Annotated in this window: 20 protein-coding genes; 7 read left to right on the top strand and 13 right to left on the bottom strand. The window is 66.7% G+C overall.

The annotated features are described in order from the left end of the window. Positions 1 to 16 precede the first annotated feature (16 nt). Positions 17 to 901, top strand: coding sequence for an alpha/beta fold hydrolase (locus ACYVG8_RS08425; RefSeq protein WP_028498741.1), 885 nt, complete (start codon positions 17 to 19; stop codon positions 899 to 901). 2 nt (positions 902 to 903) lie between these two features. After that, positions 904 to 1,839: an alpha/beta hydrolase gene (locus tag ACYVG8_RS08420; protein WP_028498742.1), complete on the top strand. Its 936-nt coding sequence runs from the start codon at positions 904 to 906 to the stop codon at positions 1,837 to 1,839. Positions 1,840 to 1,865: 26 nt separating this feature from the next. Here ACYVG8_RS08420 and ACYVG8_RS08415 read toward each other — a convergent pair whose 3' ends face one another. The 6 genes from ACYVG8_RS08415 to ACYVG8_RS08390 form a co-directional block, all read right to left on the bottom strand. Beyond that, on the bottom strand, positions 1,866 to 2,264 hold the full coding sequence (locus tag ACYVG8_RS08415) for a GFA family protein (RefSeq protein WP_028498743.1): 399 nt from the start codon (positions 2,262 to 2,264) through the stop codon (positions 1,866 to 1,868). Then, positions 2,261 to 2,740: an OsmC family protein gene (locus ACYVG8_RS08410; protein ID WP_028498744.1), complete on the bottom strand. Its 480-nt coding sequence runs from the start codon at positions 2,738 to 2,740 to the stop codon at positions 2,261 to 2,263. Before ACYVG8_RS08410 ends, ACYVG8_RS08415 begins: the two co-directional genes overlap by 4 nt. A gap of 137 nt (positions 2,741 to 2,877) precedes the next feature. Continuing rightward, a complete protein-coding gene (locus ACYVG8_RS08405; RefSeq protein ID WP_460745387.1) occupies positions 2,878 to 10,422 on the bottom strand; it encodes a glycosyl hydrolase family 18 protein in 7,545 nt (2,514 codons plus the stop codon). 138 nt (positions 10,423 to 10,560) lie between these two features. Further along, complete coding sequence (locus ACYVG8_RS08400; protein ID WP_028498746.1) at positions 10,561 to 10,902, bottom strand: FKBP-type peptidyl-prolyl cis-trans isomerase; 342 nt, start codon at positions 10,900 to 10,902, stop codon at positions 10,561 to 10,563. A gap of 69 nt (positions 10,903 to 10,971) precedes the next feature. Further along, complete coding sequence (locus tag ACYVG8_RS08395; protein ID WP_028498747.1) at positions 10,972 to 11,811, bottom strand: helix-turn-helix transcriptional regulator; 840 nt, start codon at positions 11,809 to 11,811, stop codon at positions 10,972 to 10,974. A gap of 56 nt (positions 11,812 to 11,867) precedes the next feature. Continuing rightward, positions 11,868 to 12,743, bottom strand: coding sequence for a LysR family transcriptional regulator (locus ACYVG8_RS08390; protein WP_028498748.1), 876 nt, complete (start codon positions 12,741 to 12,743; stop codon positions 11,868 to 11,870). 125 nt (positions 12,744 to 12,868) lie between these two features. Between ACYVG8_RS08390 and ACYVG8_RS08385 the strand changes: the two genes are divergently transcribed. The 4 genes from ACYVG8_RS08385 to ACYVG8_RS08370 all read left to right on the top strand — a co-directional run bounded on the left by ACYVG8_RS08385 (position 12,869) and on the right by ACYVG8_RS08370 (position 16,042). Then, positions 12,869 to 14,425 (top strand): MFS transporter, encoded by a 1,557-nt coding sequence (locus ACYVG8_RS08385; protein WP_460745386.1) that lies wholly within the window; start codon positions 12,869 to 12,871, stop codon positions 14,423 to 14,425. 19 nt (positions 14,426 to 14,444) lie between these two features. Further along, on the top strand, positions 14,445 to 14,702 hold the full coding sequence (locus tag ACYVG8_RS08380; protein WP_028498750.1) for a transposase: 258 nt from the start codon (positions 14,445 to 14,447) through the stop codon (positions 14,700 to 14,702). A 111-nt stretch (positions 14,703 to 14,813) separates the two neighbouring features. After that, complete coding sequence (map, locus tag ACYVG8_RS08375; RefSeq protein ID WP_331637782.1) at positions 14,814 to 15,566, top strand: type I methionyl aminopeptidase; 753 nt, start codon at positions 14,814 to 14,816, stop codon at positions 15,564 to 15,566. 35 nt (positions 15,567 to 15,601) lie between these two features. Further along, entirely contained in the window at positions 15,602 to 16,042 is a 441-nt protein-coding gene (locus ACYVG8_RS08370) for a universal stress protein (protein ID WP_028498752.1), read from the top strand. A 140-nt stretch (positions 16,043 to 16,182) separates the two neighbouring features. On the opposite strand, the gene aspA is transcribed toward ACYVG8_RS08370, so the two are convergent. Beyond that, entirely contained in the window at positions 16,183 to 17,586 is a 1,404-nt protein-coding gene (aspA, locus tag ACYVG8_RS08365) for an aspartate ammonia-lyase (RefSeq protein WP_107889758.1), read from the bottom strand. Between the two features lie 153 nt (positions 17,587 to 17,739). Further along, the gene (locus tag ACYVG8_RS08360; protein ID WP_460745385.1) at positions 17,740 to 18,654 is read right to left on the bottom strand and encodes a LysR family transcriptional regulator; all 915 of its coding nucleotides are present in this window, start codon (positions 18,652 to 18,654) and stop codon (positions 17,740 to 17,742) included. 131 nt (positions 18,655 to 18,785) lie between these two features. Between ACYVG8_RS08360 and ACYVG8_RS08355 the strand changes: the two genes are divergently transcribed. Beyond that, a complete protein-coding gene (locus ACYVG8_RS08355; protein ID WP_460745384.1) occupies positions 18,786 to 19,145 on the top strand; it encodes a translation initiation factor Sui1 in 360 nt (119 codons plus the stop codon). A 98-nt stretch (positions 19,146 to 19,243) separates the two neighbouring features. Here ACYVG8_RS08355 and ACYVG8_RS08350 read toward each other — a convergent pair whose 3' ends face one another. The 5 genes from ACYVG8_RS08350 to ACYVG8_RS08330 form a co-directional block, all read right to left on the bottom strand. Then, positions 19,244 to 20,086: an ABC transporter ATP-binding protein gene (locus tag ACYVG8_RS08350; RefSeq protein ID WP_460745383.1), complete on the bottom strand. Its 843-nt coding sequence runs from the start codon at positions 20,084 to 20,086 to the stop codon at positions 19,244 to 19,246. Beyond that, complete coding sequence (locus ACYVG8_RS08345) at positions 20,083 to 21,147, bottom strand: FecCD family ABC transporter permease (RefSeq protein WP_460745382.1); 1,065 nt, start codon at positions 21,145 to 21,147, stop codon at positions 20,083 to 20,085. The genes ACYVG8_RS08350 and ACYVG8_RS08345 overlap by 4 nt, the downstream gene beginning before the upstream one ends. Beyond that, complete coding sequence (locus tag ACYVG8_RS08340) at positions 21,144 to 22,280, bottom strand: ABC transporter substrate-binding protein (protein WP_460745381.1); 1,137 nt, start codon at positions 22,278 to 22,280, stop codon at positions 21,144 to 21,146. Before ACYVG8_RS08340 ends, ACYVG8_RS08345 begins: the two co-directional genes overlap by 4 nt. A 62-nt stretch (positions 22,281 to 22,342) precedes the next feature. After that, positions 22,343 to 24,544, bottom strand: a complete 2,202-nt coding sequence (locus ACYVG8_RS08335) for a TonB-dependent siderophore receptor (RefSeq protein WP_460745380.1) — start codon at positions 24,542 to 24,544, stop codon at positions 22,343 to 22,345. A 114-nt stretch (positions 24,545 to 24,658) separates the two neighbouring features. Further along, positions 24,659 to 25,477, bottom strand: coding sequence for a helix-turn-helix transcriptional regulator (locus ACYVG8_RS08330; RefSeq protein ID WP_233495233.1), 819 nt, complete (start codon positions 25,475 to 25,477; stop codon positions 24,659 to 24,661). Between the last annotated feature and the right edge of the window lie 82 nt (positions 25,478 to 25,559).

The following is a 25,559-nucleotide window of genomic DNA, read 5'->3' as shown; positions in this document are numbered from 1 at the left end:
TCCCGAGTCCATACCGATGACAATCCGGAACGACAGACCGCATCCCGATACTTCTTCCTTCACCCACCGCTATGTACGCATCGACGGCCACCGCGTGCACTGCGTCTGCGCCGGCCACGGCCGCCCGGTCCTGCTGATTCCCGGCTGGCCGCAGACCTGGTTCGCCTGGCGCCATGTCATGGCGGCACTCGCCGGCCACGGTTTCATGGCCATTGCCGTCGACCCGCCCGGCACCGGCCATTCCGACCGGCCGCAAGATGGCTACGACACCGGCAGCATCGCCGCCACCCTGCACCGGGTCATGCAGACTCTTGGTCACGAGCGCTATCAGGTCGTCGGCCACGATGTCGGCATGTGGGTCGGCTACGCGCTGGCCAGCGACTTCCCGACGGTCGTGCAGCGACTGGCGGTCACTGAAGCCGTCATTCCCGGACTGGCAACGGCGCCGTCGATTTTCGTCCCGCCGGAGCAGAACGTCTTCCTGTGGCATTTCCTGTTCAACCAGCTGGCGGACCTGCCGGAAGCGCTGACTGGCGGGCGCGAGACGGCCTATCTGAGCTATGTGTTCGATACCTGGTCACATCACCGCGACCGGGTGGCAACCCGGGTATACATCGAGGCCTACTCGGCACCCGGCGGCCTGCGCGGCGGCTTTGCCTACTACCGGGCCATCCCGGAAACCATCCGCCAGAACCGGGTGCGCGCCGGGCGGAAGCTGGGGATGCCGGTACTGGCGATCGGCGCCGAGTTCGCCACCAATGACGCCCCACTGCTGACCCTGCGCGACCATGCGACGAATCTGCGTGGCGCGATCATCCCGGATTGCGGCCATTTCATCATGGAGGAAGCCGATCAGGCGTTTATCGCCCACCTGCTGCCCTTCCTGGACGGAGGCCACTGACCATGCCGCTCGACACCCGAATGGCCGCATTCCTCGCCGATCGGCCGGCTGCATCCGCGCTGCCGCCACTGGCGGAAATCCGCAAGGCGTCCGACCTTGAGCTGGCCAGCCTGCAAGGACCGCCGGAAGCGGTCACCGACATCACGACCCTGGTGACGACCACGGCGGACGGGTATCCGCTGCGGGTGCGCATCTACCGCCCGGCCACGCTGGACGAGCCGTCCGCACCGGCACCGGCCATCGTGTTTGCGCACGGCGGCGGCTGGTTCCAGTGCTCGCTGGCGCTGTATGACAATCCGTGCCGGGCACTGGCCAATGCGACCCGCTGCGTCGTGCTGTCCGTCGACTACCGGCTGGCCCCGGAGCACCCGTTTCCGCAGCCGCTCGAAGACGTCTATCACGCCCTGGTCTGGGCGGCAGGTCATGCCGACACGCTGGGCATCGACCCGCACCGGCTGGCGGTGGGCGGAGACAGTGCCGGCGGCAACCTCGCTGCCGCCGCCGCCCTGCTCGCGCGCGATCGCGGCGGCCCGGCAATCGCCCACCAGTTACTGCTGTATCCGGCGCTGGATCACGCCATGAACACCGACTCGTACACACGCCATGCCAGCGGTTACTACCTGACCCGCGACATCATGCAATTCTGCTGGTCCGTCTATCTGGAATCCGCAGCGGATGGCGCTTCGCCCTATGCATCCCCGCTGCAGACGCCCGATCTCGCGGGACTGCCGGCGGCAAGCATTCTGGTCTGCGAATACGACCCGCTGCGCGACGAGGGCATCGACTATGCGCGGCGTCTGCGCGAGGCGGGCGTCGAGGCCCGTGCCGAACAACTGGACGGCATGATCCACGCCTGCATCCACATGTCGGGCCTGACACCGGCGGCCAGGCGACTGTTCGAGCGCGCGGGCAGCCTGGTCGTGCAGGCGCTGGCATAGCCGGAGGCCACAGACCCGCCCTCCGGCTATGCCCGCTCCGCCGGCCATGCCGGCCAGCGGGGCAGATCGTCACCGGCCAGCCACGGCGGCGAATCGGCGGTCCAGATATGCTGCTGCGGCCGCAGGCCGGGATCGTCGTCGAGCGTCGCCACACGGACAATGACATGCGCCTGGTGCGGACGTTCCGCTACCAGGTGCGAACCACACTGCGAACAGAAATACCGCCACTTGCCCGGAGAGGACTCGAAGCCCGACAGCAGGTCTTCGCCTTTCAGCCAGCGAAAATGCGAACGCATGACCCCCGCCGTGGTCGCAAAGGCCGCTGCGTGGGCCTTGCGGCAGGTCCGGCAATGACAATGCCCGATCGGCATGTCGATGCGGTCGATCTCGTATTCAATAGCCCCGCACAGACAGCTGCCCTTCATGCATCACTCCGGTCGAACACCGGCTCGCAACGCACCTCGCTGCGGACCGAGTTGGCGATATAGCACGCATCATGTGCCTGATGGTGCATCTGTTCGATCTGCTCTCGCGTCGGCAGCCGCTCACCGGAAAAGTGTACCTCCGGCCGCAGCGTGACCACCGTCATTGCCACCCGGCCATCCGCGTTCTGGCCCATGACGCCAACCGCCGCATCGAAGTAGCGGTCGACGCAGAAACGTCGCCTGGCAGCAATGGACAGGAACCACAGCATGTGACAGCTGGACAGGGACGCGACAAAGGCTTCCTCCGGGTCGACCGCCGAGGCATCGGACATCGGCAGCGGCACGACATGCGGCGACGAGGAGCCGGCGACTTCCGCACCACCATCAAAACGCAGCACATGCCGGCGGCTGTAACGGTTGCCCAGAAAATCCTGCTCGTCGCGTTGCCAGAGTACTTCTGCACCGTATTCAGCCATGTCGGTCCTTTCGGTTTTCGGGTATTGCCGGCGCCCTCACACCAGCTATAGGGCGTCGATTCTGGACATGCCGGACACAGTCAGGCAAGCAAAAAGACCGCGCCGGGCAGCGAACCCGCTGCCCGGCCGCCCTGGCCTTATCCCTTCAGCCACACGCCTTCCAGCACCACATCGAGCGGCGGGGTCGCCGCCTGGAAGGTCAGGCTGCTCAGGCTGCCATCCAGTTGCGGCGCGACGGCCTCGATCCGGGTCGGATTTTCCCGATCCAGATCCACAGGCAGCTGCAACTGCTGTCCCTGGTCGTCCGTCAGGGTCAGCGCAAACGCCCCGCTGCCGGTCAGCGTCAGCACGCCCCGCGGCGGCAGGCCGATATCCCTGGCCAGCGGGAATGTCCGCCCCTGTCCTGCCAGTTCCGTGGCGCTCAGGATCGTGATGCCGTCGTCGGCCACGTCCGGGTTCCATCCTGCACTCAGATCGACCCCGGCCAGCTGGACGCGCACGCTGGCCGACTGGGTCATCAACTGATCCAGGTCGAGCAGCAGGCGGTCCCGCAGCGACGGCAGTTCGTCACTGGCCGGCCGCGGCCGTGCGGCAGCGGCTTCCACCAGCTGGCCGACCAGCTTCTGGGCATCGGCGGCGACGCGGGTGGAATAGGAGGCCAGCATGCCGAACGGCGGCGACAGCTCGACCTGGGCGCCCCTCTCCTGCATCGCCTGCGCGACCAGATAAGCATTGACCTGCTCGCTGTCCCACAGCATGCCCAGCAGGCGTGCCATTTCGTCGGGATCGACCCCGGCCAGTCCCAGGAACAGGGCCAGCCGCGACAGGCTCTGGTCCAGCGCCAGCATTTCCTGCTGGCAGTCGATCGGGATGCGCCGGTTGTAGTAGCCGATCCAGCGCTGCTGGATCTCCCAGGCCGAATGCGCGAGGGCGACGAAGTTGTCGTTCCCGCTTTGCAGCAGGGCGGCGCCAATCAGCCGCCCGTCCTGCAGGCTCAGGCTGGCGACAGGGGTGACCGTGCCATCGACGTCCAGGTACAGCGTGCGCTGCTGTTCGTCACCGTGAATCAGCAGCTTGCCGACACCCAGTGCATGCCCCAGTGTCAGCGTGCATTCGATCTTGCTTTGCCGCCAGCTGCCGGCCGGCGCGCTGAAGAAGGCGTGGAAATCGGCCAGATCCTGCTCCAGCCGTGCGGCCAGATCGGTCTCCACCGTTTCACTGGCAAGGTGCAGCAGGTTCAGGTCCGGATAGCGGTCGAACATGGCCGGTATCATGAAGGCCGGATTGGTGAGCTGCGAGGTCGGGAAGTTGAACGTCTGCCCGTACTCGCGTACCACCACGTTCAGGCTGGCCTGCTGCAATGCCAGCGCAGCATCCAGCTGCTGGTCGATCAGCACGCCAAAGAACGCGCTGTCGTGCAGATCGCGCAGGAACTGCCGCGATTTGGCCGCGGGTGCCTCGACCAGTTCCTGCACGCTGCGCAACAGGCTCAGCGGGCTGTCCAGACTGGTCCCATACCATGATTGCAGCAGCAGATAGCGCCGGGCCAGTGGCAGGGCCAGCGCGGTCGAGCCCCAGACCTTGCTCGAACGGTCATAGGAGTCCGCCTTTTTCTTCGAGTAGTAGTACGCATAGCATTCGGAGAAGCGGTTGGTGGCGGCATCGGTCACCGCCGCCATGACCGAGCCCGGGCCGAAGCCGCTGAAGCACAGATCCGCCAGCGGCCGGTCTTCGCCACCGGCCAGCAGCTTGTGGCGGATGCCGTTGTCCAGCCGGTCCCGCAAGTCCTGCAGCCGGGCCGGATCTTTCTGCAACGGGATCAGCCCGCTGCGGGGGTTGATCTGCTCGTTTTCGGCATTGCTGACGACGATGTCCACCAGGCGCAGATCGTTCAGCATTTCCACCGACATCATCGCCTGCAGGCTGGCCAGGTTGGCGCGCAGACCCAGATTGGCCAGATCAATGCGCTGCGCCAGGTCGTCATGGCTCCAGACGATGCTGGCCAGCGTCTGCTGGGTCGCGGCGCGCAGTTCGACCCGCGTGGTACGGAAGCCGCTGGCAATGGCGCTGCTCAGCTGCTCCAGGCTCCGGGTCATTTGCGCGGCGACATCGTCGATCTGGCGCTGCACCGCGTCGAAGCGTTCGTCCATCTGGACACTCAGCGCCGACATCTGCCAGTTCAGGCTCTGCATCTGGTCCATGATCTGGTCGAAGCGCTTGTTCATCACCTCGTATACCTGGGTGATCTGCTTCGAGATCGCCTTGGCCGCTTCCAGATACGGGTCGGGCTGCGGGAAGAAGATGTTCGACACCAGACCGAACAGGCTGGCAGCCGCGCCGATCAGGCCGAACACCCCGCCCATGGTGCTGGTTTTCATCATCTGCATGGCGGTGTTGACGGCCTGGGCCACCTCCACCACGGCAGCAACGGTAGCGAGCCCCTTGTCGACCCAGTCCATCGCCTGGTTGAAGGCATCCTTGCTGTCGCCGTCGCTCATGAAGTGACCGACGATCTTGCGCGTGAATGACGACAGGCCCTGCATGCCGGCCACCACGCTGCGCATGGTGTCGATGCGGTCGTTCCACTGCCGCAGGGCGGCGCGGCGCTCATTCCATATCCGGACCGACGGATCGTCATCCACCTCGGTCGTGCGCTTGTCGATCAGGCCCTTCAGTGCCTTGCGCTGGGTATCGATGGTGGCATTGCCGGCCTCGACCGTGCCCTGCGCCTCGGCGCGCTTCCGGTTCAGGTAAGCGAGCTTCTGCGGCTCGGTCAGGTCATCGCCTGTCCCCATGCTGCTGCCGTCGTAGACCTTGTCGAACGCCAGGCGAACCGATACCGAATTGTTGGGATCGTAGTGCAGATCGGTATCGAGGCGGTGCTGGGTATCCTGCACCGCCTTTTTCACCTGATCGAGCTTGCTCTGGGTCTCGGTGATCTGCCCGGTCAGCGGGTTCAGGCGCTCGACCGCCTCGCGGTTGCGCTCGCGCTTGTAATCGAATTTTTCGGTCGCCCGGCGGTTCTTCTCCCGCATCTGGTCGATCGACTGATTGGCGCGCTTGATGTAATCGATCGTGTCGCGCGCCTCCTGTGCCGGGTCCGGCGGGGTCGACGGCTGCAGGCTGCCGCCGCTCCCCCGTGCAGACGAAGCGGCCGACGACGATGCGCCACCCGTCGTTCCGCCATCCTGCTGCGCTGCCACCGGCACGGTGCCGATGGGCGGATCGAACGCCCAGTTGGCCCAGCCCTGCGGCTGACCGAACGGATCGACAGCCGCCGCCCAGGGCTGCACGCTGTTCCGGTTCAGAAAATCGGCGGCCTGCTGGTGGGAGAGCCCGGGCCGCACCGTCGCCACCAGCAGGCTGCGTACGGCCTGATGCGCGCGCCCCCAGGCATCGGCACTGACTCTCGCCTCGCTGGCGTCGTTGTGGCTGTCCGGCAGTTGCTGCACAAAGTCGTTGACCAGCCGTTCCAGCTCGAACGACCACCTGGCCAGCAGTTGCGCCATGACCCGTCCGGCGGCAGGGTACAGCGTGAGGAAATCGCGCGTAATCTGCGGCAGGTCGGCCAGCCCCAGCCCGGGTTTGACTGCCAGCAGATTGCCCTCCTGCGGCAGCGCCAGCTCGGCGAAGCGGTCGAGCAGCAGTTGCTTCTGCAGCGCAGGCAGCGCTTGCTGCAGGGTCAGGTCGAGGAATTGCACCAGGGTGTCGCAGCCAAGCTGATACACCGACAGATCGTAATTCGCCTGCCCCTGCAGGCCGGGGTCGACACGGCGCACCGCACTGACCAGGGTGTTGCGGCCGGCGTCATCGAGAGGGATGTCGCCCAGCGCGGCCTGTACCGCCGACTGCAGTGCCGCCTGGTCGGCGAAGGTTTTGCCGGCCAGGGTCTGCAGTGCCGGAAGCACTGCACGTCCCGGCTCGCTCGCTTGCAGCGTCGCCATCGCGTCGCTGTCGAAGGTGAACACCGACAGCAAGTCCTGCAGCAGGCTGGCCAGCGCCGGTTCCAGCATCATCAGGCTGTTCGCCATCCGTACCGTCATGGTCGGATTGGCGCGCAGGAAAGCCCGCATCGGATCGGGCAGTTGTGCGGTCCGGACATCCGGTTTCAGCACCGGCGTGACCATGCTGCCTGGGATGGCCTTGCGCAGGCTGGCCGGCAGCAATCTGGCCATCAGCAGCTCGTCCAGCGGATCGCCATGCTGCCCGGCATACGACGGCTGCCACACCGGCGCCCCCGCTGCCAGCAATGCACCGACATGGTCGGGCAGTGCCGCATTCAGCGCCTCGGCCAGCAGCGTCGGCCGGCCGGGGGCGGTCTGCAGGCCCGGCGGCGTGCCGGCCGCCAGCGCGCTGCGCAGATTGTCGGCATGGCCGGTACGTGCCATCCAGTGCACGCAGGTCCGGCCGTCGGCATCCATGCCCGACCACGGCGTGCTCTGCTGCAGCGTGACCCGGGGCCAGCACGGGAAATCCAGCCGCAGCAGATTGCTGCCCTGTGCCAGCACGAGCGCACCGTCGCTGGTCACGGTCATGCCGCTGGCCTGATCCAGCACGATCTGCTGCTGGACCTCAAAACCCTGTTCCATGCCGCTGGCCCCGCTGGGGCTCCACAGCAGCAACCGGTCCGCCGCCAGCGTGGCAAACGCCCCGTTGGGCAGCGCGGCCGCGGTGATCCAGGGCCGGGCCTCGTCGATACGCAGCGCCCTGACCTGCAAACCGGCAAGCTGCTGCTGTGCATCACGCTGGACGTCCCACAGCGCAAGCTGGCTACCGGCGCCGAAGGCCAGCAGGCGCCCGTCATTCAGCAGCAGCAGTCCCGTCGGCACACGGACACTGCCGGCCAGTGTCTTCAGGCTGGCGTGCTCGCCCTGCCCGTCCAGCACCAGCACCGCGCCCTGACCGGTAACCACTAGCGGCTGCCCTCCTGCCAGCACGCCCAGCGCGACCCCGGCGGCAGGCAGGGCCACCGGTGCCTGCGACACAAAGGGACCATCGTCGACACTGCGCCACTGCAGCAGGGTCTGTCCCTGCACGGCAAACACGCAGCCCGGCCCGGCCTCGACCATTGCGGAGACCTGCCGGCCCAGTTCCTGATCGACACGGCAGACCTCGTCTTCAAAGCACAGACTCTGCAGGCGGCCATCGGCATAGCGCACCAGCACACGCCCGTCGCGCAGCGGCAGCAGCGCCGCCACGTCGCCCTGGTAGCCGACGCTGCGAGCGGTGGAAAAATCGCCCGGGCCCAGCGGTTGCAGCATGCTGATCGGCGCGCCCGGGCCACTCAGTGCCAGCGCGCCGACCGGCAGCGCCGCCATCACGGCAATGGCCGGGCCACCGAGAACCTGCAGGTGGCGGCGTGGCGCAGCACCATAGTCCTGCACCTGGCTTTTGAGCGGCCAGGGCGGCAGCGCTTCACCCAGCTTCGCTGCGTCGATCCACGGTCCCGTCGGCGTCTGCCGGGTGAAGTGGAACTGGCTGGCCGGATGGCTTTGCCGCAGTTCATCCGCCACGGCGGCCAGCAGGGACGCCGGCTGGTCGGCGGCCACGTCGCCGGACAGGTCCCATACCATCACTCCGCCCAGTTGTTCGGCCAGGGCATAACGCACTTTCTCGCGCAGCGAACGCGGGTCGTCATAGGTCAGCGACAGCCCGGTTCGTCCCTGGCTGCTGCTGCGATAGGCATAGGGCGCGCGGGCCTCGCCCTCCAGCGCATCGACAAAGACCAGCCCCGGCCAGCCGGCCGAGGGTGAATGATCCTCCTTTGCCGGCAGATAGCCGCCTGCCGCTTTGGCCGCCACGATATCCCGGTACAGCGGCGGCTCGTCCAGCGAGGCGTCCCCTGCCGCCAGCACCGGCTTCTTGTTGATGGCGCAAATCAGCCCCCGGTTGTGGTCGTCGGCACCGTCCACCGCGACCACGCGACCATAGGCGGCCAGCCCCAGCGCCAGCTGGCGGCGGGTCAGGCAGTTCTGCGCCACCAGTTGCAGGAACTTGTCCAGTGTGGCGGTCACGCAGAAAGTCGGGTCCAGATCCCGCGCCGCCTGCTTGTCGGCCGGGATCTTCATCGGGGCGTTGAACCAGGAATAGTCGGACCAGCTGCCGTAATAGTCGTAACTCATCACATTGACGTGGTCGACCAGCTGGCCGATGGCACGCCACTGTTCGGTGCCCAGCGCATCGACCCGGGAGGGGGCGGCCGGGGCCGCTATCGCCAGTTCGGCCTCGCCTATCGCCTGCCGGGTTGCCTGCAGCAGCTGCACATAACCGTCGCCATCACCGGCGTCCGGGTATTCCCAGTCGATTTCCAGTCCGTCGAAGCCCAGGGTCCGGATCGCGCTGGCAGCCGATTGCGCAAAGCGCTGGCGGCGGACGGGATCGCGGGAGATCAGTCGCAGCAAGGCCGAGAATGGCGCCACCGCCTCACTGGCATGGAAGGCCGTGGCCAGTTGTTCGAGGATGGCCAGCAGGGTCTCCCCGTCGGCGCTGACATCGCAATTGTCGTAAGAGGCGCCAGGCCCGGACAGCAGCGCGAACAGCGCCCGCCGCGGCGCGTCGGGATCGAATACCCCGCCGGGGTCACTGCTGCTGGAGCCATAGGGTGCGGGAGCGCCATCGATCGACAACGGCGTGCCGGTGCCATAAAAGATGCGCCATTGCTGCTTGCCGCTGACGTGATAGATCCAGAAGTCATCGGCGTTCTGCGCCGTGGCGGGAAAATCCGCCGGCCCGGCCACGGTGCGGAAATGCAGCATCGGGCTTTTCGGCCAGCCGCCGACGATCAGCGAGACTCTCAGGGCAGGATTCAACTGCTTCATGTATTGCAGCGCCGCCACTTGCCAGTTGTCGGCCCATTCGTCGCTGCTGCTCAGACTGCCGTCGAGTTCCAGCCCCATCATGCCGTAGGAAATGCAGTTCACCAGGTCAACCGGGATATCGGTGACAAAGTAATTGCGCTTGTACATGAAGTAGTTGGCGTAATAACCGACCAGCCGGCGGGTCAGATCCGCGGATCTGGCCTTGTTGGCCATGCGCGTGTCGAGTACCCGCTGTCCGGTTTCGGCATTCAGGATCATCGCTGCCAGCTCCAGCACCTTGGCCCCCGTCGGGCTGGTGCCGGGCCGGGCCAGCGCGTCCACTTGCTGCCGGGTGTCCCGGTACTGCGGCCCCTGATCCAGTTTCACCGACACCCGGGGCAGGTATTGCACGCCGCGGATCGGCGAACGGATCGGCAGGCCGTGGAAGGAGTTGGAATAGGACAGGGTCAGCCGTTCGTACGGCCCGATGGTGACCGGTTTGGCATAGGACAGCGTGAACACGTAGCGCTCGGCGTTCTCCTTTCGAGACACCGTCAACTCCTGCGGCCCGTAGTACAGCGAGCCCCACGGCGTGAAGAACATGTTGAGCGCCTTGTTCAGCCCGTGTACCTGCACCTGTTCGCCGAAGAAGGCGATTTTCTGCTCGTTGCTGGGCTCGACACCTGCGGCCAGATAAAACCGGTCGCGTGTCTCGTTCGTGAGATTCCGCTCCCCGTCATGACCGTCGCCCACAAAGACATTGGTCTCCACCTCGACCCGACTGATCTTGAGGGGGTCCTTGCTCTGGTTGTAAATGTGGATGTTGTCGACGCCCTTGCTCTTCTCGAACAGGAACTGCAATCCGCTTGCACTGCTGTCAGCCATGGTCCACCCCTTGTTCTTCCCGCCCCGCGGTATATTAAACGCATCAAAACTCACAGAATCTCAGAACAATAGCATTGTTTGTGGCCGCAGCATGCCCTGCCATCCATGTCACGGGTGGCAGACACCGTGGAACGGGCTTCAGTCGTCCCGCGTCAGCACTTCCAGCAGCTCGATATCGAAGATCAGGTCCGAGTTCGGCTTGATATGGGCGCCGATCTGCCGCTCGCCATAAGCGAGATGGGCGGGCACATGCAGCCGGCGCCGGCCGCCGACCTTCATCCCGATCAGTCCCAGGTCCCAGCCCCTGATCACCCGCCCACTGCCGATCACGCACTGGAACGGCTTGCCGCGCGCCCGCGACGAGTCGAATAGGGTCCCGTCTTCCAGAAAGCCGTCGTACTCGGCAGTAATCAGGGCACCCTTGACGACGGCCTTGCCCTCGCCGGTCAGGATGTCTTCAATATGCAGTTCGGTGATCATGGCGTGTGCCCGGTAAAGAAGTGCCGGGCGTTTTCTCAGGAATACCGCCGTCTGGCAAGCCCCGGCCGCTCAGCAGGCCCGCGCCACACCCTGTTTGCGCCGGTATTGCCCCGGCGTCAGCCCCTGGCGGCGCTTGAAGGTCATGGCAAAATGCGATGCAGAATGGAAGCCGAGCCGGTCGGCAATGTCCTGGATCGAGCGCGGTGACGAGTCGAGCAGATAGCAGGCGGCCTCGAAGCGCTTGCCCAGCACGTAGGCGTAGAACGGCTGGCCGAAATAGCGCTTGAAGAAGCGGCAGAAATTGGACGGTGACATGTGCACCATGGCCGCCGTGCTGTCGATGTCGAGCTCGCCGCCGAGCCCGTTGCGGATATGTTCGGCAATGGTCTGGCACAGCTCGATCTCGCGCCGGTCCGGTGGCTGGGCAATGTCGACCGACAGGCGCCGCCGCGCCGGCGCCAGCGCCAGCCCGCTCATGATCCGCAGCGCCGTCAGCAGGTGCGCCATATGGAACACATTGTCCAGCGTGGCGAATTCGGCCCGGCAATGGCGCGCTGCTTCGCCCTCGAACAGCACGCCATAGAAACCGTCCTGATAGAACTGCCGGATCGGCCGGGTATACGGCATGGAAAAGAAATCGTCGCCCAGCCGGGCCAGGTTGACCGACAGCGAGTCCCAGTGCCCCCCCGGGCGTTCCAGCCAGACATGGTGACGGACGAACGGCGACAGGAACAGCACGCTGCCGGCCGGCAGCGGGTGGGCGTCGCCTTCACCGATACGCACCACAACGTCGTCACCAAACGGCAGCACCAGCTGGCCATACGGATGAAAGTGTGCGGCGGTTTCCGTCACCGCCGGTTTCTTGTCGAACAGCACAAAATCCAGGGTATTGCAGTACGTGTAATGCATGGTCCGCCCAGACTGTTCCTCCATCACGGCAGTATATCAGTTTAGTCTGAAATGCTTTATTGATGGACGGAGCGGCGGATATGCCGGATCAGCGCCATGGCCGCCGGTGCCTTTTCGTGCCGGCGATAGGCCAGCGCCAGTTCGGACGGAATCGGTTCGCCATTCAGTTCGCGATAGACCACTTTCGGCATGCGCAGGCACTCGGCCAGCACCCGCGGCACGATGGCCACCCCGACCCCGAGCGACACCTGGGTCACCACCGCCACCAGCCCGCCGGCACGCGGCCCGAGCCGGGGCATGAAGTCGCCGCGCCGCGACACTTCGTGGGTGCCATAGTCCTGCTCCGGCAGGATGAACGTGTCGTGGCGCAGCCGCGCCGCCGGAATCGACGCCAGTTTCGCCAGCGGGTGCGCATCCGGCAGTACGACGACAAAGTGATCACGATGCACGGTGACGGTGTCGATGCCGTCCGGGAAATCCAGCGGCGGACGGACAAAGGCCAGATCCAGTCCGCCATCGTCCAGCATGGTCGGGATGCGCTCCATCGACAGCTCGTGCAGGCGCAACTCGACCCCCGGCATATCGAGGCGGAAGCGGGCCAGATAGGTCTGCAGCACGCTGCAATAGGCCGCCGATGCCACATAACCGATCTCGATGCGCCCGCTCTCGCCGCGCCCGGCACGACGCACCCGCTCCTCGGCACGGTCGCACTGCAGCAGCGCCAGTCTGGCCTCGGTCAGCAGCACCTCGCCGGCGGCGCTCAGCGCCACGCTGCGCTTGGTGCGGTGGAACAGGCTGACGCCGAGCTCGCGCTCCATGTCCTGGATCTGCCGGGTCAGCGACGGCGGGGTGATACCGAGCAGCTCGGCCGCACGCGCAAAGTGCAGCTGCTCGGCCACGGCAATGAAATAGCGATACTGTCTGAGTTCCATGTCGCGACGGCCTCTTCCGCCAACAATTAGCCTGCAGGCAATTAATTTGCCAGATTACCGCAATGACGGCTAATTCAGTGTTGCCTACCATGGCGGCTGCGTTACTTCATTTCCGGTAGTCCGCCATGTCGCTTTCCGATTTTCTCCCGCAACGGCGCCCGGTCTGGGTGCTGATGACCGCCTCGGCGGTGTGCAGCCTGATCGTGCTCGACACCAATATCGTCGCAGTGTCGCTGCCGGCCATCGCCCGCTCGCTGAATGCCGGCTTCGCCGATCTCGAATGGGTGGTCAGTGCCTATATGCTGGCCTTTGCCGCCTGCCTGCTGCCGGCCGGCAGCATTGCCGACCGCTGGGGGCGGCGGCGCACCATGCTGGTCGGCCTGGTCGGTTTCATTCTGGCGTCGCTGGCCTGCGGTGCGGCGGAAACCACCACGGCGATGAACATCGCCCGCGCGATCAAGGGCGTCGGCTCGGCCCTGCTGCTGACCTCGGCGCTGGCGGTCATCGGCCACACCTTCCACGAGGAGCGCGAGCGGATGCGCGCGTGGTCGTTCTGGGGCGGCTGCATGGGGCTGGCCATGACCATCGCCCCGGTATTCGGCGGCATCGTCACCGCCTGGCTCGGCTGGCGCTGGATTTTCTATCTGAACCTGCCGATCGGCCTGCTGCTGCTGACCCTGGTCTGGCGCTGTATCGACGAGTCGCGCGATCCGCAGGCAGCCCGGCTCGACCCGCTCGGCAGCCTGTGCTTCAGCGCCGGCCTGTTCGGCGTGATCTGGGCGCTGATTGGCGGCAGCGAGGCCGGCTGGACCAGCACCGCCACCCTCGGCCGCGCCGGGGCCGGCGTGCTGCTGCTGATGCTGTTCATCGTGGTCGAGCTGCGCCAGCAGCGGCCGATGGTCGATCTGGCGCTGTTCCGCAGCCCGCGCTTTATCGGTGCGGTGCTGGCCATGTTCGGCTATGCAACGTCGGCACAGGTGATGATGACCTTCCTGCCGCTCTACATGCAGAACGCGTTCGGCCATACCTCGGTCGGCGCCGGTCTGGCCATGCTGCCGTTCGCCATCTCGATGGTGATCTGGCCGCGCATCGGCCCGTGGCTCGGCCGTCATCTGCCGATGCATGGCGTGCTGGTGCTCGGCCTGGTGCTGGTCGGCATCGGCAATGCGCTCACCGCACTGGCCGCACCGACGCTGTACTACGGCTGGGTGGCGCTGGGCATGCTGGTGACCGGCGCCGGAGCGGGTCTGCTCAATGGCGATACCCAGAAGAACATCATGGCCTGCGTGCCGCGTACCCGCACCGGCATGGCATCCGGCATCAGCACCACCACCCGTTTCACCGGCATCGTGCTGGCGGTCGGCGGGCTTGGCGGGGTTCTTGCTACCCGGACCCGGGCCATGCTCGACAGCGGGACGGCACCGGCCGATGCGGATTTCGTCCAGCGCGTGCTGTCCGGCGATGCGCTGCAGGCGGCGCTGGCACTGCCGCCAGCCCTGCGCGACAGCGCGCTGGCGCTGGCCCGTGACAGTTTTGCCCACGGTTTCGCCAGTCTGCTCGGCGCGGCGGCCGTCGTGGCACTGCTGTCGGCACTGGCCGTGCATCTGCTGATGCGCGAGCAGCCGCTGTCCAGGCAGTCGGCGCGCGGACCGCGCCCGGCCGCCGACTGGGTCGGCCCGTAATCCGGAGAGGAACACTGCCATGAACAAGCCGCGTTTCAGCGACATGCAGATTCTGGCCATCCTGCGCGAGGCGGCCAACGGCGCCCAGGCCGCTGTCCTGTGCCGGAAATACCATATCAGCGACACCACGTTCTACAACTGGCGCCGCAAGTTCGGCGCGGCCGTGCCGCCCGCCTCGCCCGACCAGCTGTCGCGCGAGAACCGGCTGCTGCGCCAGCGGCTGTCGGCGCAGGAGCGGGAACTCGCCAGCCTTCGCCAGAGGCCAGGCTCGCGTTGACGCCACAAGTGGAGACCCGCCGCAGCCCGTTACGCGGCGGGCATTTTTCGCTTCTCTATACCCCCCGTCTGCGCGACACTATCGGGGATTCTGTATGGAGAATGAACACAATTGGCTATCCAGATTAAAACCCGGCAGGAAATCGAATCCCTGCGCATTGCCGCCCAGCTCGCCTCCGACGTGCTGGACATGATCGGCGAGCACGTCCGCCCCGGCATCAGCACCAACGAGCTCGATCGCCTGTGCAACGACTATATCGTCAACACGCAAAAGTGCATTGCCGCCAATGTCGGCTATCACGGCTATCCGAAGACCGTGTGCATTTCGCTGAATGAAGTCGTCTGCCACGGCATCCCGGACGCGCAGACGATCCTCAAGGACGGCGACATCCTCAATATCGACGTGGCGCTGATCAAGGACGGCTGGCATGGCGACACCAGCCGCATGTACAGCGTCGGCACGATCGCCCCGCAGGCCCGCAAACTGATCGACGTGACCCACGAGGCGATGATGCTCGGCATCGAAGCGGTCCGCCCCGGCGCCACGCTCGGCGATATCGGTCACGCCATCCAGCGCCACGCCGAAGCCGCCGGTTTTTCGGTGGTGCGCGAATATTGCGGACACGGCATTGGCCGCGTCTACCATGAAGATCCTCAGGTCCTGCACTACGGCCGGCCCGGCATGGGCACCCGGCTGAAGCCCGGCATGACCTTCACCATCGAACCGATGATCAACATGGGCAAGCCCGGTACCGAAGTCCTGCCCGACCGCTGGACCGTGCTGACCCGTGACCGTTCGCTGTCCGCGCAGTGGGAACACATGGTCGCCGTGACCGAAGACGGCGTCGACCTGCTGACCCGCTGAGCCTTTTACCCGTTTCGTCTTACCAAGGAGAACGCATGTACAAGCACATCCTCGTCCCCGTCGACGGCAGCCCCGCTTCGTCCCATGGCCTGCATGAAGCCATCGCGCTCGCCGCGCGCCTCGGCGCCACGCTGAAGCTGTTCCACATCATCGACCCGATGATTGCCTATGCCGCCATGAGCGGTGGCGCCGGTGCCGATCTGACCAGCGAACTGCGTGAAGCCGGCCAGCAGATCATCGCCGACGCGCACAAGCTCGCCGCCGATCATGGCGTCACGGTCGAAACCGCGATCACCGAAACCGCCGCCCACAGCGTGGCCGACCTGATCGTCGAGCAGGCCAAAGCCTGGCCGGCCGACATGATCGTCATGGGCACCCACGGCCGCCGCGGCCTGACCCGGCTGCTGATGGGCAGCGACGCCGAAATGGTGCTGCGCAACAGCCCGGTGCCGGTGCTGATGGTCAAGAGCGAGTAATAGCGCCCGCAAACGAAAGGCCCGCTCCGTCGTTTTCACGACGGAGCGGGCCTTTTGCATGATGGTCGGCATGGGCAACCTCCGTACACCAGACGGTTGAACTCAGTCTGGTACGGAGGCTGCACAGCAATACGCTGCTCTTACAGCGTCACCAGCCGCGGGCGGGTCAGCGATTCCGGGTTCAGCACGGCATCGAGCTGATCGCGGGTCATCAGGCCCCGCGCCAGCACGATGTCGGCCACGCCACCGCCATGGGCATGAGCTTCTGCAGCCACTTCGGTGGCGGCCGCATAGCCGATAAACGGGTTCAGTGCCGTGACCAGCCCGATCGAGTTCTCGACCTGGGCGCGCAGGAATTCGCGGTTGGCGGTAATGCCCTTCACGCAATGCTCGGTCAGCGTGCCGCAGGCGTTGGCGAGGTGGCTGACGCTGCGGAACAGGCTGTAGGCAATGACCGGCTCGAACGCGTTCAGCTGCAGCTGGCCCGCTTCAGCGGCCATGGTCACGGTCATGTCGTTGCCGATGACTTCATAGGCGACCTGGGTCACCACTTCCGGAATGACCGGATTGACCTTGCCCGGCATGATCGACGAGCCGGCCTGACGGGCCGGCAGGTTGATTTCGCCAAAGCCGGCGCGCGGGCCGCTGGACAGCAGGCGCAGGTCGTTGCAGGTCTTGGACAGCTTGACCGCCACGCGCTTGAGCACGCCGGACAGTTGCACGAAGGCGCCGCAGTCCTGGGTGGCTTCGATCAGGTTCGGGGCGGTAATCAGTTGCTGGCCGAACAGCGCCGACAGGTGCTCGCGCACCCGGGCCGGGTAGTCCGGGTGGGCATTGATGCCGGTGCCGATCGCGGTCGCGCCGAGGTTGATTTCCAGCATCAGCTGGCTGGCTTCACCCAGACGCAGTTCGTCTTCGCCGAGCATGACCGCATAGGTCATGAATTCCTGGCCCAGCGTCATCGGCACGGCGTCCTGCAGCTGGGTACGCCCCATCTTCAGCACGTCCTTGAACTCGTCCGCCTTGGCGGCAAAGGCGTCGCGCAGGGTGGCCATGGCGCCGACCAGCCGTTGCACGCCGGTCCAGGTCGCCAGCCGCAGCGCGGTCGGGTAGACGTCGTTGGTCGACTGACCGAGGTTCACGTGTTCGTTCGGGTGCAGGTACTGGTATTCGCCCTTGGCATGGCCCAGCCGTTCCAGCGCCAGGTTGGCGATGACTTCGTTGGCATTCATGTTGGTCGAGGTGCCGGCACCGCCCTGGATCACGTCGACGACGAACTGCTCGTGCCAGCGACCGGCACGGATGTCCTCGCAGGCGCCGACGATGGCGTCAGTGCGGCGCTGGTCGAGCAGGCCCAGATCATGGTTGGCCAGCGCGGCGGCCTGCTTGATGAGTGCCAGCGCATTGATCAGTTCCGCATAACTGGAAATGGTCTGCCCGGTGATCGGGAAATTCTCGATCGCCCGCAGCGTATGCACACCCCAGTACGCATCGGCGGGAACGTCACGGTTGCCAATCAGGTCATGCTCAATCCGGGTACTCATCGGGTGCCTTTCGGGGCGGAGAAATGCGAAGGAGCGCACTCTAGGCGCGACCGGCAAATCCTGACCAATTCCGAATGCCGATCGGGTCATGATTTTTTTGCATAACCTGCACAAAAGCGGATTTTGATGACGCCTGGGCACAGGGGCATGCCGTCAGATCGGTGCGTACTGATCCTGCAGGAACAACCAGAATGTCTCGACGGCCGGCCGGGCCGGTTTCAGCCGCCGGTAGACGCGGATCTCCATATCGACCGCCCACTCGTCGCCGGCGGCCGGCGCCAGCTGGCCATGGCGGACTTCGCGCGTGACCGCGCTCTGCGGCAGAAAGGCGATGCCATGCCCTTCCAGCGCCATGTTCTTCAGCCCTTCGGCCATATCGGTTTCATAGCGCAGCGTCAGGTGGCACGGCTCGGGCGCATTGTCGAGAATCAGCTCGGTCATCAGCCGGAAATACGCATTCGCCGCATAGCCGAGCAGTGGCGCCGGCGCCTCGCGGGTGCCCGGCAGGCGAAAGCGGGGCACGCGGTCCCGGCCGCAGCGCGCATACGGGCGCAGACTCTCAACGCCCAGTCGCAGCCCGGCGTAATGCGTCGGCGGCAGCTCGACCGGTTTTTTCGGATGGTGATAGCACAGCAGCAGGTCAGCGCCGCCTTCGACCAGCGACAGCAGCGCGTCGTGGACGTTGCTGGCCTGCAGCCGGCAGGCCAGCTGGCCGAAGCGCGCTTCCATCTGCGTCAGCCATTTCGGGAAGAACGAAAACGACAGCGTATGCGGCACCGAGAAGGACAGCGTGTCTTCCGGCAGCGGCTTCATGCCCTGCAGCAGCGCGCGCGTCGCCAGCACCTGGTTCAGCATGTCGGCTGCGCGTTCGCGAAACACCACGCCGGCCGGGGTCAGCGTGGTCGGATAGGAGGTCCGGTCGATCAGTTCGGTACCGACCCAGTTCTCCAGTGCCTGGATCCGGCGCGAAAAGGCCGGCTGGGTCAGGTGGCGCGCCTGCGCCGAGTGGGTAAAGCTGCCGGTTTCGGCCAGCACCAGAAAATCTTCCAGCCAACGGGTTTCCATCATCGCTCCAGACTCGCCGGACGGGCGGGCAGGCGCCGTCAGCACAGACTGCCATTGTACCGCCGCGCATGGGGCTCGCGGCACGGCGCACTTGTCGCGATAATGCGCATTCCCGACAGAAATGCGACCCCGAGATGAAGCATCGTTCCGCCCAGGGGGGCCTGGTCTACTCGACCGAACACGGCAGCATGTGCCCTGCCTGCCGCCAGCCGCTCGACCACTGCCAGTGCCGGGCCGCCCTGCCCGCCGCCGGCGACGGCATCGTGCGCGTCGCGCACGAAAGCAAGGGCCGGCGCGGCAAGGATGTCACCACGGTGCGCGGCGTGCCGGTCGATGCCGTGGCGCTGGCCGCACTCGGCAAGCAGTTGCGGACCCGCTGCGGCAGCGGCGGCACGGTCAAGGATGGCGTCATCGAGATCCAGGGCGACCATCGCGATACGGTGATCGCCTGGCTGGGCGCGCAGGGCCATGCCGTCAAGCGCTCGGGGGGCTGAACCGGCACAGGTTCAGTCGCCATGCGCTGTTGCAGCGGCGCGGTCCACCGGTTGCTCCGCCAGCTTCAACCCCATGGTCGGGCTGCGTCATCAGGGCATCACGGGTTTCCGATTGCGTCAGCCTCCCGTCTTCCAGCACCGGGATGCGGCCGGCGCACCACGCCATGCACCAGGACGGTCGGGCGACCGCCGATGCCGGTCACTTCGCCATCGACCCGGTAGACGCGGGCCAGCAGTTCGCGGTCGATGACCGCACCGGGCTTGCCGTCGGCCACCAGCCGGCCGTCATGCAGCACCAGCACCCGATCGGCAAAGCGCAGCGCCAGATTGATATCGTGCACGACCAGCAGGGTGATCAGCCCGCGGGCGCGGGTTTCGCGACGGATCACGTCAACGGCCCGGTACTGGTGGTGGAGGTCCAGCGCACTGGTCGGTTCATCCAGCAGCAGCACGGCGGGATCGCGTACCAGCGCCTGAGCCAGCCCGACCCGCTGCCGCTGGCCGCCGGACAGCGCATCGATGCCGCGATCGGCCAGCGCCGTCAGGTCGAGCCGTGCCAGCACCGCATCCACGGCATGCAGGTCGGCAGCAGCGGCATGGCCCCGCCCCGGACGAGCGGCCATCGCCGCACTGAGCACGGCTTCGAACACGCCCAGCCGGGATCGACCGGGCCGGGTCTGCGGCAGATAGGCCATGCGCCGCGCGCGCTCCGCCTGCGGGCTGCGGGCCAGGTCTTCCCCGTCGAGCAGCACCCGGCCCGAAGCCGGTGCCAGTCCGGCCACGCCGCGCAGCAATGTGGACTTGCCGGCCGCATTCGGACCGATCAGTGCGGTCAGGCTGCCGGCAGTCAGTGCCGGCACCCGGATGTCGTCGAGCACCCGGCGCTGTCCGTAGCGCATGCCGAGGCCGTCAATATCGAGACGCTTCACGCCGGCGTTCATGACTGTTCTCCCCGTGTCCGCGCCACAATCAGCATGAACAGCGGAATGCCGACCAGTGCCGTCACGATGCCGACCGGAATCAGCACGCCGGGGATCAGCGTCTTGCCGGCCACCGAGGCCAGCGACAGGATCAGCGCGCCGGCCAGCACGCTGCCCGGCAGCAGCAGCCGGTGGTCATCGCCGACCAGTTGCCGGGCGATATGCGGCGCAATCAGGCCGATAAAGCCGATGGTGCCGACAAAAGCCACCGACAGCGCCGTCAGCAGACTGATGCGCAGCAGTGAGAAGCGCCGCAGCCGCGCCACGTCGACGCCGAAACTGCGCGCGCGCGTCTCGCCCAGCGTCAGTGCCGTCAGCGCCCAGCTCTGGCGCATCGACCACGGCAGCAGAATCGCCAGCGCCAGTGCCAGCAGGCCCAGCGTGTCCCAGCTGGCGCGCGCCAGACTGCCGAGGGTCCAGAACACCAGCTGCTGCAGCGTGTCCTGGCTGGCGACGAACTGCAGCAGCGCCACCAGCGCGTTGAAAGCAAAGACCAGCGCAATGCCGAACAGCACCAGGCTTTCGACGCCAAAGCCGCGCCAGCGGGCCAGCAGGTACAGCAGGACGACCGATGCCAGTGCAAACACAAAGGCATTGACCGGGACCAGCCAGGCCACCGGCACGCCGGGCAGGCCCACACCGAGCACGATCGCCAGCGCGGCACCAAATGCCGCCGCCGACGACACGCCGAGCGTAAACGGGCTGGCCAGCGGATTGTTCAGCACGGTCTGCATCTCGGCGCCGGCCAGTCCCAGCGCCGCGCCGACCAGTACCGCCATCAGCGCCTGCGGCAGCCGTACGTCCCAGACGATGACCCGGTCGATGCGCGACGTGGTGTCAGGGTGCAGCAGCACGCGCAGCAGATCGGCGGAGCCAAGGCCGGACGGCCCGCTGACGATGTCCAGGACCAGGCTGGCCAGCAGCGCCACGGCCAGCGCGCCGACCAGGGTCGCGCGTCGGGCGTGACGGCGGCGGTAGCCGGCACTGCCGCCGGGGGTCTGCGGGATTGTGGCGGCCGTCATGGCGCCACCGGTCCGATGGTGAACACGCCGCTGGCCGGAATCGGCATGAAGCGCGCATACAGCTTGGCGCGGGTCCGCTCTGGGTCCAGGTCGGGGAAGCGGGACGGATGCAGCCACCGGGCCAGCGCCTGCAGCGCGATCAGGTGTTCGGGCGAGTCATAGAACACATGCCACAGGCCGAATGCCCGCCCGCTGCGCACGGCATCCAGCTCGCGGGTTTGCGGACGATTCGCCACCTGGCGCAGGCTGGCACGGGCCTGGGCCGGCGTCGCCTGGTAGCCCAGCGTCACCCCGCCCTGCCCGGCCGCGAACACGCCGGTCGCCACGTAGACGTCCGGGCGGCTGGACAGCAGATATTCGACGCTCAGGGTGCCGATCGGTCCGGGAATGCGGCCGGCGCCGATATTGTCACCGCCGGCGGCGGCGATCAGGTCGCCGAGATTGCCCTTGCCCGGCGAGCCGCAGCAGTCGCGCAGCCCGGCCAGCATGTCGACAAAAACAGTCGGCCGCCGCCAGTCGGGCCGACGCGCGGCGGCATCGAGCACCCGGGTCACCCGGCCGACTTCGCGGGTATAGAAGTCGATAAAGGCGGTAGCCTGGGCATCGCGGCCGATCGCACGGCCCATCGCGCGCAGGCTGGGTACGGTGTTCTGCAGCGGGTGATTGCTGAAGTCGACGAACACCACGGGCACGCCGGCAGCCTGCAACTGCCGCACGGCCTCGCTGCCCGGCGTCGGCCCGTGGCCGCCGGACAGGGTCATGAAGGCAATGTCGGGTCGTACCGACAGCGCCTTCTCGACGCTGAAGGTTTCCGGCGAGGTGCCGCCGACCAGCGGGATCGCATCCGCCTGCGGGAAGACGCGGCGAAACGCCGCGTAGCCCTGCACGTCAAGGCCGCGGAAATCGCCCTGCCAGCCGGCGACGCGGGCGAACGGCCGCTTGCCCTCCAGCAGCGCCAGCGTATAGATCAGTCGCCCTTCTCCGAGCAGGATGCGCTCGACCCGGTCGGGGACGACCACGGTGCGCCCGGCAGCATCAACGACGGTGGCGGCGATGGCGGTCTGGCCAAACGCCAGCCAGGCCAGCAGCAGGCCGGACCACAGCGGGGGAAACAGGAAACGGAACACGGACATGGGGCTCTCACGGGGAAAAAGGACAGGCCGCGGGCAAGCCCGCGGCGAAACGGAACCGGGCGTCAGAAACTGGCGCGCACGGTCAGCGTGGCGTTGCGCGGGTCGCCGTAGACATTGCCGAAACTGGCCGGGCCGAAGCCGCTGCTGCCAAGCCGCTGGTAGTACTCGCGGTCGAACAGGTTGTTGACGTTCAGGCTGGCCGACCAGGTCTTGTCGAAGCGGTAGCCGACGCGGGCGTTCCAGACCGCGTAGCCGCCCTGGGCCACGCGCACCGACGGCCGGCCGCCTTCGCTGAAAATGGCGCTCTGCGCACTGACGCCGCCGCCGATATCCCAGCGGTTCCACTCGCCGGGCAATTGATAGCCGGTCCACACCCGCAGCAGATGGCGCGGCGTGAACGAGCGGAAGTTCTGCCCGCCTGCCGTGGGGTCGCTCTTGTATTCACTGTGATTCCAGGTGTAGCCGGCCGCCATCTGCCAGCCGGGCGACAACTGCCCGGACAGCTCGGCCTCGAACCCCTGGCTCTGCACCTTGCCGCTGTCGGCGTAGCAGCAACCGCCGGCCGCCACCGGCGATACCAGCACCGCGCGGTGGGTTTCGTCGATGCGGAACACGGCAAACGACGCATTCAGACCGCCGTCGAACCACGCCCCCTTGATGCCGGCCTCGTAGTTGGCGCCGATCACCGGCGGCAGGCGGCCACCGCTTTCGTCGAGCTTGTCGCTCTGGACCCGGAAGATGTCGGCATAGCTTGCATACAGCGACCAGGTCGGATCGAGGTCGTAGACGATGCCGGCATACGGCGTGACCCGGCCATTCTGGCGATAGTCGCTGCTGGTGGCACCGGTCAGCCGGTTGTGTGCCTCGCTCTGCCACCAGCTGACCCGGCTGCCGAGGATCAGCGTCAGCGGATCGGCCAGTTTCAGTCGCGCCACGCCGTACAGGCCGCTCTGGCGGGTATCGGTGCGGTTCTTGCTGGTCCAGCGCGGACTGCCGGGGTCGGCGATGGCACCGGGATGGAAGTTGAATACGTCGACGGCCGTGCCGCCGAAGCCGGGCAGCACGCCGCCGTCGGCATCGGCCTCGCGCCGGTACAGATTGCCGCCGACCACCACTTCGTGACGACGGCCAAACGCCTGGAATGCGCCGGACAGCATGGCGTCGATACCGAGCTGGCTGTTGCGGTACGCATTGGCGCCACCGGCCAGCTTCGGCCCGGCCAGCGTGACCCGGTCGACCGCACCGCTCACATACGCGTATTTCAGGTCACTGGTTTCCCGCTCGCCGCTGGCGCTGATTTTCAGTTGCCAGTCGTCGTTGAAATCATGGGTCAGATCGGCAAACAGCTGGGTAGTCTCGAAATTCCAGTGCGACCAGGGGGTGCTGAGGAAGGTCTTGCGACCGAGGCCGAGGTCGCCGCCATCCTTGTAGCGCGGCAGCCCCATCATCGGCGGCACCCAGTCGCGTTTCTGGTAGCTGACACCGACCGACGCCCGCGTGCGCGACCCCAGATCCGCTTCCAGGATGCCGTACAGCGCCGTGCGTTCGCTGTTGGCGATATTGACCGGGTAATCCTGCTCCGCATACGACATCGCCACCCGGCCACGCACGGTGCCGCTCTCGTTCAGGGCCGAACTGGCGTCAATCTCCCCGCGCCAGCTGTCCCATGAGCCCGCGCTCAGCGCCACCGACGCATGCGGCGCGGCGGTCGGCCGCTTGCGCACCAGATTGATCACGCCGCCCGGCTGGCCGGCCCCGTTGAACAGCCCGGCCGCCCCGCGCAGCATTTCAACCCGGTCGTACATCAGCAGATCGGGCTGGGTCCACGACGAGCCGCCGGTCTGCAGCGGCACGCCGTCGAACTGGAAATACTCGATCGGAAAACCGCGCGAGTAGAACGCCGGCACCACGGCGGTACCGGACAGGTCGACGGTTACACCGGTGGTTTGCGCCATCGCGTCTTCGAGCGAGGTCATGTTCTGCTCCTCGATGCGACGATGGGTGATGACGCTGACCGACTGCGGCGTTTCCTTCAGGCTGGCGGGGATTTTCGAGCCGACGCTGACCGCCGGCGCGGTGTACGAGCCGGTCTGCGCCGAGGGCAGATGACGCGGCGCGGCGGCATCGACCGTCACCGCCGGCAGGCGGACCGCGTCGTCGCCCTCCCCGGCCCACGCCGGCAATGCCGTGCACAGCGTCAGTACGGCGAGCGCAACCGGTTTGTGGCGCGACGGCGGTCGGCGAAGCGGGGCGGGTAACGGCATGGTGGCAATGTCCTGGACAGTAATCAGATGAGAATGAATCTCGATACTGTACGGTGTTGCCAGTGCAGGCGCTTTCGCCCGCCGGGCTTTGACATTCGTGATCTGGACCGCCGGTCAGCCCTGGCCCAGCTGGCTGGGCGGCAGGCCGAAGCGCTTGCGGAACAGGGTCGAGAAATGCGGAATCGCGTAGCCGACATGGCAGGCGACTTCGGACACGCTGTAGGCGCCGGTTGACAGCATGCGGTGCGCCTCGGCCAGCCGCACCTCCTGCACGTGGCCGAATACGCTGGTGCCGAACAGCTCGCGGAAACCGGAAGTCAGTTTCTTCACATTGACGCCGACCCGGCGTGCCAGCTGATCCAGCGTCAGCGGCGCATGGGCGTGGGCAGTGGCCAGGGCGCGCGCCTGCTCCAGCCGCTCGATATCGCCGGCCGACCAGCGCCGTGCTGCCGGCCGTCCCGCGACGGCCAGCGCCTGGCGGGTGGCGATGGCGGTCAGTTCCAGCCCCTTGCCGGCCAGGTACAGATCGCGCAAGCCGCCGTCCAGCGGGCAGGTCAGGATCTGCGAGGCGATGGCGCGCAGCGACGGTGTCAGCGGCTGGCGGCGGACGATGATGGCATCAGTGCCCAGCCGTTCACCGCCGGCCTGCGCAATCCGTTCCAGGTCCAGCCCGTGACGCTGCGCCGCCTGGCGGTCGATGCCGATCTTGACGTAGCGCTGCAGCGTGCCGGGCGCGAAGCGGTCGCGCCCCTCGTGGCGACCGGCCGCCAGCACCAGGTAGACGCCGGCATCGGCGACATCGAACGGTCGCTGACCGTCGATGCTGGCCGACAGCCTGGCACTGAGCGAGACGATGACCTGCAGCCCCTCGAACACCGGTTCGCGCACGTCCAGATAGTCGCTGTGGACCCGCGAACCGGCAGACAGGGTCATGTCGGACACGATGTGTCTCGACCAGCATGTTTCGGCCATTGGCACAGCTCCCGTTCGAAATCAAACGAGAATGATAATGATT

The sequence above is a fragment of the Microvirgula curvata genome (assembly GCF_054781615.1).
This window is presented reverse-complemented; position numbering and strand designations above follow the sequence as displayed.